This window comes from Flavobacterium sp., from assembly GCF_034111225.1.
Taxonomy (GTDB): Bacteria; Bacteroidota; Bacteroidia; order Flavobacteriales; family Flavobacteriaceae; genus Flavobacterium.
In genome coordinates, this window is record NZ_JAWUXR010000011.1 from 543,774 (window position 1) to 558,250 (window position 14,477).

The window sequence follows — 14,477 nt, forward strand, 5'->3', positions numbered from 1 at the left end:
TTGTTATTTTTCATTTAAATTAATTTCCAAAATTATATCTAATGGTAAACCCTGACCTAATATTAGTTATAGGGAAAGACGTTGAAATAACTGCTTTAGAAAATTGATGATCATAAAAGAAAATTGCAGTAAGATTTTTACTAAATGAATAATCAGCAGTTAATTTTACCGACCATATATTTTGTCCTCCAGCTAATTCATTATTATCATAATCTAAATACCTTACAATTGTATTATTTCTTCTGAATGTAAAATCAGTTTTTATATTAACATCACTTTTAATGACTCCATTTTTACTATCCGCTAGCGCTGAATTTATAGTCACATCTTTTATCCTATATCCAAGACCTATAGTGTATTCATTACCACTTACTTCTGTAAGTAGGTTATTATCAAAACTCATATTAAGAGTCCTGTCTTTCTTCATTTCAGCAAGAATTTTTATTGAATTTTTCATTTCAAAATCTATTCTCATTAAAGGGTTAAACTGTTCTGCTAAATTTACATTTGAGATTAATTTATTAGAATAGAAATTTCCATTTACATCAACCGGAGAAGTATTTAAGTTTGTCGTAAAAGCATTTACATTATAACTTGCTCTATAACCATGTTGTAACGAAAAACGCTTGAATGTATCTTTAAAGAATTTATACCTCATTAGACCAGTATATTTAACTGTCCAATTTGGCAATGGAATATCTTTGAATACACCTGTCGAAACTGTACCAGCGTCTTTCCCAGAATAAGCAGCCACAAATGAGGGCAATAAAACCTGCTGACTGTTTTTACCAAAGCCTAAAGGATACCCTTCTGCATCTGTTGGAAAAGTTGTATTACCATAATATGAAGTCGCTAATCTATTTGCAACCACCAATCTATTTTCTCTAAAATCTTGAAAAGCTTGAGAGAAGTTTTCATCACTTTGACTAAATGAAGTGGAAATAAGGATTGTAGATATATTATAATTCCCAAATTCGTATGGAGACCTTGAATTATATTGACCTGCTGAAACGTCATATTGTTCAGAGTAATTTTCAGTATAAGACCTGTCTGCCTTTAAATCAATTTTTAAATCAGGAAACAACTCCATTTGAGCTGTAAAATTCAATTGCTTTGTTTTTACTTGAGTAAAATTCTGGTTGAACTCAGGAAAAGATGTTAACCAACCGTTTTGTGCTGCTTGATATCTTACATCTGATTGACTACCAAATACAAATCCTAAAGTAGGTTTTGAAGAACCGAAAAACCCTAATCCTGGTAAATAACCTGGCAAAACCGTTCCACTATTCTCCGAATAGTTTGCTTGAATATTTTTTACACTCGTTAAAACACCTTTTAGTCCTTTTAAGAATATATTTCCTTCTGAATTTGATTTTTTATCTGAAGCTGTTATTTTTTGCCCAGGCAAAGGTATAGTTGTTGGTTTCGCAGTATTTCTGTTCTTTTTCGTCTTTTTGTTACCTGTTAAACCTATATATCTATAAAGCAAATCCATATTAAAAGTAGTATTCAATTTATGCGAACTTGCGTTTTGTATCGTATTACCTAAAGGATAGATAGTTCCATCTTGTGCTTCAATAGTTGAAAAAGCATCTGAAGAACGCTGCCAATTATAGTCACCTGTATAAGAGTAAGTTGATTTTACAAATGCTAAAGCTGGTATTTTATTGATAGGCAAATCGTAGTTTACAACTAATTGTTGATTGTGCTGATTTGATTGCCCAATATCCCAATAATCATCCCATATATCCAAACCGTCAATAGGAATATTGTCATCGTCTAAATAATTTCTAACAATATTATTTGAAGCAGCAGTATAATTTAACCTTAATGATTTGGTCAAATTATAATTAAACCCATACTGATAATTAAAGAAATAGTTTCTTCTGTACAATGGATCAATTCCTATTCCAGATACATCAACCAACCTAAATTGTTGTCTATTAAATTGTCTTATAATATTTGAACTAAATGAAATATTTGCAGGTAATAAATTAAAATTAATATCTGACAGCATCTTATAATAACCGTTTTTCTTTAATTTTTCAGAATTTTTAAATGGCTGAATCTCTAAAGGCTTAAACGAATATGCATAATCAACTGATGATCTATTTTGTTGATCCACTAAGTTTTCAATCTCATAATCATGATGCTCCATTTCATTAAATGAATACGACAATGTTAAATTTTCAACATCATAAAAGTGTTGCTTTTGTTCTGGCGCTCTATCTTTTCTAACTCCAATAAAATTAATACTGGTTCTCTTTGTGTAATCTATAGCTCTACTTTCTATATTTTCTCTTTCAGCAGCGTCGCTTGTGATGTCTAATAACTGGCTTAACTCTATGTCTTGATAAAAAGGATCATATTTTGGAGTTACTGTTTCTTCTCCAACAGCATAATTAAACGGCAAATTAATACCCCATTTTTTAGGTAACAACTGACCTAAATTTATATTAGTAACTACATTATATTGAAAAACATCCTCTCTACTTCTCTCATTAGGACCTTCTTCTATTCCACCAAAACCAATAGTACTAACACGTGTTGTTGCAGAAACATTTGCGAAGTCAGCTAAGTTTGTATCTAAATTTGCAACAGCAGCATAACCACCCTTATTATCCATATCAGAAAGTCTTAATTCATTGAACCAAACTTCTCCTCTCTCGGTTGTGCCTCCATTTTTATTTTTCACACCTACCATAATCGTACGTACTAATCCGAAATTTGGATTCCCTTTAATACCAAGAGTAAGTCTATTATTTGAAGAGCCTATAACTGGATCTTCTTCTTCAACAAAACCTATACCGTTTGGATCAACAATAATTGAAGGGTCATTATTTATGTTTAATATCTTTAATTTAGTTAAAAAATCTAACGGAAGTTCAATTTCATTTTCAAATGGCCAAATTATATCTGCAGCAATTGAACCATGAGGCGTAACTTTTAATGGAATTTCAATTTGATAAAAATTTTCGGTAAAGTCATTTCCAAATCTTAAAAAAGCAACCATTTCATCGTCTGCTAAAGTATTATCTTGCAATGCTTCAGCATGTAAAAACATACGTAATTTTTTAAATTGACGCATATCTACATTTACATTTTTAAAAACAGCTCTAGAATCATTTAACTGTAAACCATTTACATTACCTCCAAGTTTATCATAAACTCTTAACGATAAAGATTGCTCATTTTGATTGATTACCGTATTGTTATTATACAATTGCTCTCTTACTACTCCGGGAGGAGTAACATAATTAATAGGACTCCTGTTTCCGTTTTCTTGTATATTTAAAGCAACTACATCAAAACCTGTATTATCATCATCTGGATCAGGATCTGTCGCATCCAAAGTTCCAGTAAATCTCCTCCATTCTCCTCTAACCAAATCTAAAGCTCCAAAACGCAATGTTACAGCATCTTTGAAACCTGTCATATACATTCTCATAAATCGTATTGACCTAAAATCAGTAATTGGCCCAACTTGATTGGCAGCCGTAAATTCTTGAATTGGAATCTTATATAATATCCATCTTACTTTTCCTGTTGTTCCGTTTGGAAGTGTAATTGCATTATCTTCTCTAACATCTGCGATATAATTTTGTCCTGTAGGAACCGTAGAACCTTCAGGATAATAATCGATAGGCACTTCAAATTTGAAGTAAGCATTAATGGTATTCATTGTATTGTCACGATTAATATCTTCAACATCAGGCAAAGTAGTATTACCCCTATTTGTATCTGTAACATTTACTGGTGAATTTCCCTGAACACCATTGTAATTTCTATAACGATCAACAATTCCTCCATTTGTATTTAAATAAAACTGATAGTTGTCGTTAGAAGGGTCAGGTTGTGCCGCAAATGCCGGAAACTTAATTGCTTCTTCAGCATCAGTTAACCCGTCAAAACCAACATCTTGAATCGCTCTATTGTTTTCATTAGTGTCAAAAGCGTAAATTAATGATTGAGAAGTTGGAATTTCTCCCCAGTTTGTAGCAATTGTAGGTTGTGTTGAACCTACTTCTGGCAAACCATTTTCATATAACTTACGTCCATCTTTTAAAACATCCTCTGCTATTTCCCCTAAGTTAAAAACTAATTTTCCAGTATTTGTAGGGTCTGCAGAAGAGTTTCCATAATAAGGGTCCATTACCCAAAACTGAATATATTCAACATTTGATTGCTCAAAATTTGTTGTATTAATAGACCTCATAATTCCTCCCCAATTATTTGGAGCATCTATAGCAGGAAATTGATTTGTAGCCGCCAATGAAGGATTAAAATTATAAGCACCTCTTTCTAAAGGATAATAACTCAAATCTAATGTGTTTACAACAGTTGATTGTCCTTGAGCAATATTTGTAACAGGGTATAATTCTTCAATAAAAATTCTTCTCGTACTATTAAATGATAAGTCATTATCATTCAAACCACTTGGTGTTTGTGTATAGAAAACAGGATCAATTGAATACCAAGAAAACTTTGCTCTTTTATAACCAATTGATATATCATCTGAAGAAGATTCTGAATCAGCTGGATTCCCATCAAAATCACCTTCTAATGGTACGCTCGCTAAACTCCAAGTATTAGAAGATCTTAAGTCTATAGTTGATTGAGAGCCTTCGAAATCATCTATATAAGTAGTTGCCTCTCCATTAAACTGATCTGCTTTTGAAGCACCAGGTTTTAAATAAGCTATTTCCCCTCTAAATGACAAATTAGACGGGACATCAGTATCGATATTTGGTAATTTATTAACCAACCTAGTCAAGAAAGGCACTTCAGTAGAATAGTTGGTATTTACACCAAAAATTGTATTGTTAATAGATTCTTGTCCGTAGTTTGATTTATTCGTAAAAGGCTTCTCCGATAGGTTTAACAAAGTTGCACCTACTAAAAAGTTTTTATTAAATTGGTGCTCAACATTTACTCCCCAAAACCTTCTTGTTTGTTGCCCAAAAACTGAATTATTTTCAACAGAAATTTCAATTGGAGTATTAGAAGCTTGTAATGATGGATCTAAGATTTGGACTTTACCTAATTGATAATTTACAGTATAATCAACACCTTCAACCAATAATCTACCACCTGCTGTTACTACTACAGAACCTTGTGGGACATTAAAAGCACCTATTGAAATTCCGTCTCCACCAGTAGATTTAAATTTACCACGCAATTGAAATTTATTTTTCTCACTTTCTTGAAGAGCAGACGCTTGTGTAGAAGTATATAAATTTCTAAAAACATATTTACTTTGATTGGAATTATATGTTACGGGCATATTATAATCTTCACCACTACTCGTGTCTAATTTTGAAAATAGATGCTCTCCAAAAGGCTCTTTAGTTGTGAATATAATTCTACCGTATTGAGAATCTATAGTTACTCCAGGTACAAAATCAAAAAAACCATCTCCTCCTGCTTGTGGGTCATTGGTATAATTAAGTTTATCAACATTAAATACTTTCAACAAGGGTGTATCAGCAACATCAGCTGGCAATGGAGTCACTCCAGATTGAGTAATATAATTTAATGGAGACGGATCTGTATATAAAATATTAAATCTAAAATCTTCTTGTTGCAACTGATATGCACCAGGAATTTGATAAATATTTTTCATCATTAAATTCCATGTTGGCATTGTTAAAGCATCATTAGGAACTTTTTGTTTAACCGCTGTTAAATTACTTTTTAATAATTTTAAAAGTAACGCTTGAGAAGTTGGAACTCCAGAAGTACTTACTTGTGTAGCATCTACCCCGTCTGTACCAAATTCACCTACTTGATAAACTTGATCTCCAATGGTATATTGATAAGAAACTGCCAAAACTTCATCATTAGCAAGTTTTTGATTCAATGAAACATAACCTAATTGAGTGTGGAAAGTATATTCAGATGCTGTTAATTTTCTGGCATTTTCAAGTTTAGCATAATCTAAACCTTCATTCATTCCTGTTATATTAAACCCGTTTCCTGCAGTTGCAACTTCTCTAATGTTTGAATTTAAAAAATTACTCCCTATTTGATTTGGATTGAATTTATTATTTGCATTATTAGAAGGTGTATCGGCAGCTGCATTGAAAAAGGTTGGATTTGTTGCTAAGTCAATAGCAACAATTTCTTGAGAATTAACACCTATAACTTGACCTTCTCCAATATCCTGAAGCGCAATGATATTTCTTAAATTATTTTCTGTAGAATTTACCCTGTTTTGTTTATTCGTAACCCAAACTTCAATTCTGTTTATTTGAACCCTACTGTTAACGTATGGATAATTCAAAAGAGCTTTGTCGTATTGTTCTCTAAAATACTGTGATAAAAAGTAATGTCTATCTGAATCATAATCTAATGCAAAAACCTCAAAATCTTGTAATGTTCCTCCTCCTTGAGAAGTAACAGATCGTGTTTGTGATTTTTGTTCAGAGAAAACTCCTGTAACTCTAGTTTTTCCAAATTGGAATTGAGCCTTTACTCCAAATAAACTTTGAGCTCCTCTAATTAAAGAATTAGATAATGGAAAACTCACATTACCAACTTCTAATTTTTGAAGAATATCATCTTCATCTGATCCATATTCTAATTTGATTAAGTTTTGAAAAGCAAAAGTAGATTGAGTGTCGTAATTAATATTTACATTTAATCTAGTTCCTACTTTTCCCTGAAGACCAACACTTATCCTTTGATCAAAATCAAAAGTTGTCGTTTTTCTATTTCTAGGCGAAAATGCAGGGTTATCTTGTTTTGTAAATCTAACTCCTAAATCTAACTCAACAGAACCTGTTGGCTTAATATCAATCGTATTACTTCCGAAAATAGCTTCAAAAAACCTTGAATTTACATAGTATCTAGGTAATAAATCTTTTTTAGCTTCCTCGCTCCCTGCTTTTTTACCATCAATTGCTGCTGATTTTTCCTGGTAATACTTTCGCATTTCTTCACGAAATACCAATTCTTGGTATTGTTCTGGGGTTAAAACAAGTGGGTAATTAATATTAAATCCATCAAATGTATTCGTATAAATATACCTATCTGTTCCAGGGTCATAAGTATATGCCTCTACAATACTTTGTGGATTTGGAACATCAATTCTACCTAAATCAACACCTGTTTTTATAGTGTCATTTTCTTCTTCATTAACTTGAGAAAAGACTAAAAAAGGAGCAATAAAAATAAAAACTTTTATTACTTGTATAAATTTATAAAACGTATTTTTTATAGTTATATTTTTCAAATTTTATAAACTTTTTAATGCTTGTTTTATCAAATCTTCAACAGTAGCATTTGGGGAATCTCTATTGATTTTTTCAATTACTTTTTCAACTGATTTTCTTGTAAAACCTAAAACCTCTAAGGCAGATAACGCTTCTTCTTTATTTGTATTGCTTGCTATAACAGAAACTTCATCTAAATTATAAATTTTTAACACTTTATCTTTTAAATCTAAAATTACTCTTTGCGCTGTTTTAGCACCAATTCCCTTTATACTTTGCACAGTTGCTATGTCATTTGAAGCAATAGCCTGTATAATTTGTTGCGGTTCTAGCGAAGATAGCATTGTTCTGGCAATGTTTGCACCAATACCAGAAACAGATATAAGTAGTTTAAATAATTCTCTTTCTTGCTTTTCAACAAAACCAAATAGTGTATGTGAATCTTCTTTAACTTGAAGAAAGGTAAATAATTTTAAACTTTCACCTTCAGGTAATAAAGAAAAAGTATGTAACGAAATATTAATATGATAACCTAAACCATTACAGTCAATAACCACTCCGGTTGGTGTTTTTTCTACTAGTCTACCTTGTATGTGTGTTATCATGAATTCTGTTTATGTTTGTTACCAAAAATAAAAAATATTATTGATTTACTTGCCTTAATCTTCTTTCCTTTTCTTGAGCATCTACAACCGATACTGCTGCCATATTAACCATTTCTTCTACACTTGCTCCTAATTGAAAAATATGAACAGGCTTATCAAGGCCTAACATTATAGGACCAATAGAATCTGACTTATTTAATTCTTTCATCATTTTGTAAGTAATGTTAGCGGAATCTAAATTAGGGAAAATTAATGTATTTACTTTCTTATCGACTAATTTAGAAAACGGGAACTTACTTTTCAGAAGTTCTGAATTTAGAGCAAAGTCGGTTTGAATTTCTCCATCAACAATTAAATCTGGATAATATTTATGTAAATAAGCAACAGCCTCTCTTATTTTAGAAGAATTTGGATTTACTGACGACCCAAAATTTGAAAACGATACCATTGCAATAACTGGCTCCATTCCAAACATTCTAACTGTTTTTGCTGTCATTAATGCAATTCGAGCTAAGTCTTCGGCAGTTGGATCAGGGTTAATAGCCGTATCCGACAAAAATATAGGCCCTCGACTTGTCATCATCATATTTGTAGTTGCAATTTTAACTACTCCAGGTGCTTTTTCAATTAATTCTAAAACTGGTTTTACAACTGACGGATAACTTCTAGAATAGCCTGTAACAAGTGTGTCGGCCTCGCCTTCGTTTATCATCATTGCTGCAAAATAATTACGCTCACGCATCCATTTTTGAGCATCTAAAAAGGTAAGTCCTTTCCTTTGTCTAGCTTTCCAAAATGATTGAGCATAAATATCTCTCCTGTTTTTTTCTTTTTTAGATTTTGGATCTATAATGGTTACATTTGCATCAAAACCAATTTCTTCTTTTAATTCTTTAATAGTTTCTCTATTCCCTAGTAAAATAGGGATTCCAATTCCTTCTTCAAGAACAATTTGTGCCGCTTTCAATACATCTAAATGATCTGCTTCAGCAAAAACTACACGTTTTGGATTAGTTTTAGCTCTATTGACTAACATACGTATCATCTTATTATCAGAACCTAATCTATCTAATAATTCTTCTTCGTATTTATCCCAATCTTGAATTTCAACTTGCGCAACTCCAGAATCCATTGCTGCTTTCGCAACAGCAGGAGCAACTACTGAAATCAGTCTTGGATCAAAAGGCTTAGGAATGATATAATCTTTACCAAAATTTAATTTAGTCTCTCCGTAAGCAATATTTACTTGTTCAGGAACAGGTGTCTTCGCCAATTCTGCTAAAGCTCGAACAGCAGCCATCTTCATCTCTTCATTAATCTTTGTAGCTCTAACGTCTAGTGCTCCTCTAAAAATATAAGGAAACCCTAAAACATTATTTACTTGATTAGGATGGTCAGAACGACCAGTTGCCATAATAATATCATCACGAGTGGCAATAGCTAAATCATATTCAATTTCCGGTGTTGGATTTGCCATTGCAAAAACAATAGGGTCTTTTGCCATTGAAATAAGCATTTCTGGCTTTAAAACATTTCCTGCCGAAAGTCCTAAAAACACATCAGCATCTTTTAATGCCTCACCAAGTGTGGTATTTGGCATTCCTTTTGCATATTTTTTTTGCAAATCAGACAGATCTGTTCTTTCAGAAGACAAAACACCATCTTTATCAAACATTATAATTTTTTCAGGATTTACTCCTAATAAAACATATAAATTAGCACAAGCTAAAGCTGCTGATCCAGCACCTGAAACTACAACTTTTATCTTGTTTATATTTTTCTCTGCTAATTCTAAAGCATTCAATAAAGCTGCCGATGAAATTATTGCCGTACCATGCTGATCATCGTGCATTACAGGAATATTCAATTCTTCAACTAATCTTCTTTCAATTTCGAATGACTCAGGAGCTTTAATATCTTCGAGGTTAATCCCTCCGAAGGTTGGCGCAATATTTTTAACGGTTTGTATGAACTCTTCAACATCTTTTGTACCTACTTCAATATCGAAAACATCAATATCTGCAAATATTTTAAACAAAAGTGCTTTTCCTTCCATAACTGGCTTCGACGCTTCTGGCCCAATATCCCCCAAACCCAAAACAGCTGTTCCATTTGAAATTACAGCGACTAAATTTCCTTTAGCGGTATATTTATATACATTATTTACATCTTTTGCAATTTCCAAACATGGTTCAGCAACCCCTGGCGAATAAGCCAATGACAAATCTCTTTGTGTAGCATATTTTTTTGTAGGAACTACCTGAATTTTACCAGGTGTAGGTTTAGCATGATATAATAATGCTTCTCTTCTTTTTGTATCTTTATGCATATGATTAAATCTATAGGAACTCACAAAGTTAACATAAGCACGTCAACAAAAAAAATTTAACCCAATTCTTTTACTAAATGAAATTATTAAGAAAAATAAGCTATTTTCTGGCTTTAAATTCTAAAATAGCTTCAAAAGGCTTTAAGGTAATTAATGGCTTTATCTGAATAGGTGTTTTCTTTTTTAAAATTTCATATTGTTCAACAACCGTCATAATTGCCAAAATCATTTCATACATGGCAAAATTATTACCAATACACATTCTTTGACCTGCTCCAAATGGATAATAATTTTTTGAAAATTTAATATTTTCATCTAAAAAACGTTCAGGGACAAACGATTCTGGTTTATCCCAAAAATCAGGATGACGGTGAATTTCGTATACAGAAAATAATAAATTAGAACCCCTTGGCAATTCAAAACCATTAAATTGATCATCTTCTTTATTAATTCTATCGATAAAATATGCAGGTGGATACAGTCGCATTGCTTCTTCAATAACTATTTTAGTATAATTACTGTTTTTTAACCAATGCATAATATCCGAAGATTCATTTTTTACTTTATGAACTTCTTCTAAAATCTTATTTTGGGCTTCTGGATTACGAGCCAATAATTCACACGTAAAAGTTAAAGCATTTGAAGTAGTTTCATGACCAGCAGCAAATAAAATTAAGATTTCATCTAATAATTGAGCTTCTTCCATCGCTTCGCCATCTTCATAACGAGCGTCAAGTAACATATCTAATAAATCATTATACTTAGAAGCACTTTGCTTTCTTTCATTAACCAACCTCCTTAAAATCGCTCTAGATTCGTCAATTAAATCAATATGAAATTTTATTTTGCCAGAAACTTTAAACCACCAACCTAAATAAGGCTGGCGCAATTCTTTAACAAGCATTTGCTGGGTTATTTCTGTTGCATGTTGCAGCTTTTTAATATCGTCTTCTTTAATTTCTGAGCTAAACAAAGATTTCACAACCACTTGAAAAGCCAAATCATTAAAAACTGGAAAAACATCACTTGGTTTATCAGTAACAATATTATTTAGTTCCTTTTGGATAATCGAATGAATTGTATCTAACAAAAGTGCTAATTGACTTTTGTGAAAAGCAGGTTGGATTAACTTTCTTTGTTTTTGCCATTTTTCACCTTCGGCAGTTAACAAACCTTTTCCAATATATTTCGCTAAATCTCTAGTTTGAATGGGCGACTTTGTATAATTTTTTTGGTTTTTTTGGAGCACATAACTCAACAGTTCAGCATCACGAGTAAAAATAACCGATTTTCTAAAACCAATTTTCAATCTGAAAGAGTTGCCGTGTAAAAGAAAATTAGAGTTATGAAACGGTAATGGATTTCGTAATATAGAAACCGAATGTCTGAGGAACTTTAGGAACGAGACTTCAGGAATTTGTTTTAAAACTCTCATTATTTCTATTTAATATTAAAAAAGACCTCCTTGAATGTTGTTTTTAACTTTCCCTAAGTGCCTGTATGCTTTTTCAGTTACTTCACGACCTCTTGGCGTTCTCATTAAAAATCCTTCTTGAATTAAAAAGGGTTCATAAACTTCTTCAATTGTCTCGCTACTTTCTGAAACAGCCGTTGCAATAGTAGTCAAACCAACAGGTCCACCTTTAAACTTATCAATAATTGTTATTAGTATTTTATTGTCCATTTCATCAAGTCCATTTGCATCTACATGAAGTGCTTTCAAAGCAAATTTTGAAATTTCTATATCAATACTACCATTTCCTTTTATTTGAGCAAAATCTCTAACTCTTCGCAGTAAGGCATTTGCAATACGTGGAGTCCCCCTACTTCTTCCAGCAATTTCAATGGCAGCCTCAGTAGTTATAGGCATTTTTAAAATTGACGCACTTCTTTCAACAATTGAAGTCAAAAGTTCTGTATTATAATATTGCAAACGACTTTGTATACCAAAACGAGCACGCATGGGCGCAGTTAACAAACCTGAACGAGTGGTAGCACCAACAAGTGTAAAAGGGTTAAGATTGATTTGAACGGATCTAGCATTTGGACCAGACTCAATCATAATGTCAATTTTAAAGTCCTCCATAGCAGAATATAAATATTCCTCAACAATTGGACTCAAACGATGAATTTCATCTATGAAAAGAATATCTCTTTCTTCTAAATTTGTCAATAAACCAGCTAAATCCCCTGGTTTATCTAGAACAGGTCCAGAAGTAATTTTGATTCCAACACCTAATTCATTAGCCAAAATATTTGCCAAGGTAGTTTTACCTAAACCTGGAGGGCCATGAAATAAAGTATGATCTAACGCTTCCTCTCTTAAATTTGCAGCTTGTACAAATACTTGCAAATTTTCTAAAACTTGTTCCTGACCAGCAAAATCATCAAAAGACAAAGGCCTTAATGCCTTTTCGACATCAATCTCTTGAGGAGTAAACCTATCTTTATTTGGGTCTAAATTCTCATTCATAAGACAAATATAAGCAAACTTAAAACAAAAATACCTTTCCAAAATGGAAAGGTATTTTATATATTTTTATAAATTTTAATGATGTAATTCTTCTTCACCTTCCATCATAGGAACAGTTTGAGGCACAAAATCATCCTCGTGACCTGGTTTACTATAGTCATATGGCCAACGATGTACTTCAGGGATTTCTCCAGGCCAGTTACCATGTATGTGCTCAACTGGCGTAGTCCATTCTAAAGTATTAGATCTCCATGGATTTTGTGTTGCTTTTTTACCATAAAACATACTATAAAATATATTCCAGAAGAAAACAACTTGGAAAGAAGCACCAATAATAGCAAAAACAGTAATTAAAACATTCACATCTGCTAATTCATCAAACAATGGGAATGCAGAGTTAGTATAGTAACGTCTTGGTAAACCAGCCATTCCTATAAAGTGCATTGGGAAGAAAACTCCGTAAGCACAAACTACAGTTACCCAAAAGTGAACATACCCTAATGTTTTATTAAGCATTCTACCAAACATTTTTGGATACCAGTGGTAAACACCCGCAAAGAATCCATAAAGTGCAGATATACCCATTACTAAATGGAAATGCGCAATAACAAAATATGTATCATGAACGTTAATATCTAACGTACTATCTCCTAAAATAATTCCCGTTAAACCACCTGTAATAAATGTAGAAACAAACCCAATTGAAAACAACATTGCTGTGTTTAATTGTAAATTTCCTTTCCACAAAGTAGTTATCCAGTTGAATGCTTTTACAGCTGATGGGATTGCAATTAATAAAGTTGTAAATGTAAATACAGATCCTAAGAAAGGATTCATACCTGAAATAAACATGTGGTGACCCCAAACAATTGTAGATAAAAATGCAATTGCAATAATAGAAGCAATCATGGCACGGTAACCAAAAATTGGTTTACGTGAACTTGAAGCCATAATTTCTGACACAAGACCCATTGCTGGCAAAATCACAATATATACTTCAGGGTGACCTAAGAACCAAAATAAATGCTCAAATAAAACTGGAGAACCACCTTGATAATGTAAAACTTCACCTGCAATAAAAATATCTGACAAGAAGAATGATGTTCCAAAACTTCTATCAAAAATTAACAATAATGCTGCTGAGAATAAAACAGGGAATGAAATAATACCAATAATTGCTGTAACAAAAAATGCCCAAACAGTTAAAGGTAAACGCGTCATTGTCATTCCTTTTGTTCTTAAATTGATAACTGTAACTACATAATTCAAAGACCCCATTAACGAAGAAGCAATAAATATAGCCATAGAAACCAACCAAAGTGTCATACCTGTACCTGAACCTGGTATAGCTTGTGGCAAGGCACTTAAAGGAGGATAAATTGTCCATCCTGCAGATGCCGGTCCAGATTCTACAAATAAAGAAGCGATCATAATAACAGAAGAAACAAAGAACATCCAGTATGAAATCATATTCATAAACCCAGACGCCATATCTCTAGCTCCAATTTGTAAAGGAATTAACAAGTTACTAAACGTTCCACTTAATCCAGCAGTAAGTACAAAAAACACCATTATAGTACCGTGAATTGTAACTAATGCTAAATAAATATCATTTTTCATAACTCCACCCGGAGCATAATCTTCGCCTAAAAATATTTTAAATATCTCAAAAGATTCTTCTGGCCAAGCAATTTGCATACGGAAAAAAATAGACATCATAACTCCTATGATTCCCATTAACATTCCTGTAATTAAATATTGCTTAGCAATCATCTTATGATCAATACTAAAAACATATTTAGTAATGAAAGTTTCTTTATGATGACCGTGTTCGTGTGCTGACATAATCTTATTCT

At 32.2% G+C, this 14,477-nt stretch carries 6 protein-coding genes; all 6 read right to left on the reverse strand.

The annotated features are described in order from the left end of the window. Positions 1-19: 19 nt before the first annotated feature. The 6 genes from sprA to UXY25_RS07900 all read right to left on the reverse strand — a co-directional run bounded on the left by sprA (position 20) and on the right by UXY25_RS07900 (position 14,466). On the reverse strand, positions 20-7,234 hold the full coding sequence (sprA, locus tag UXY25_RS07875; RefSeq protein ID WP_414601373.1) for a cell surface protein SprA: 7,215 nt from the start codon (positions 7,232-7,234) through the stop codon (positions 20-22). Between the two features lie 3 nt (positions 7,235-7,237). Beyond that, complete coding sequence (ruvA, locus tag UXY25_RS07880) at positions 7,238-7,819, reverse strand: Holliday junction branch migration protein RuvA (RefSeq protein WP_320815452.1); 582 nt, start codon at positions 7,817-7,819, stop codon at positions 7,238-7,240. A gap of 37 nt (positions 7,820-7,856) precedes the next feature. Then, positions 7,857-10,148 carry an NADP-dependent malic enzyme gene (locus tag UXY25_RS07885; RefSeq protein ID WP_320815453.1) on the reverse strand — a complete coding sequence of 764 codons (2,292 nt, stop codon included), beginning with the start codon at positions 10,146-10,148 and terminating at the stop codon, positions 7,857-7,859. 100 nt (positions 10,149-10,248) lie between these two features. Beyond that, a complete protein-coding gene (locus UXY25_RS07890) occupies positions 10,249-11,583 on the reverse strand; it encodes a cytochrome P450 (protein ID WP_320815454.1) in 1,335 nt (444 codons plus the stop codon). Positions 11,584-11,598: 15 nt separating this feature from the next. Further along, positions 11,599-12,621, reverse strand: a complete 1,023-nt coding sequence (gene ruvB / locus UXY25_RS07895) for a Holliday junction branch migration DNA helicase RuvB (RefSeq protein ID WP_320815455.1) — start codon at positions 12,619-12,621, stop codon at positions 11,599-11,601. 75 nt (positions 12,622-12,696) lie between these two features. Next, on the reverse strand, positions 12,697-14,466 hold the full coding sequence (locus tag UXY25_RS07900) for a cbb3-type cytochrome c oxidase subunit I (protein ID WP_320815456.1): 1,770 nt from the start codon (positions 14,464-14,466) through the stop codon (positions 12,697-12,699). Positions 14,467-14,477 lie beyond the last annotated feature (11 nt).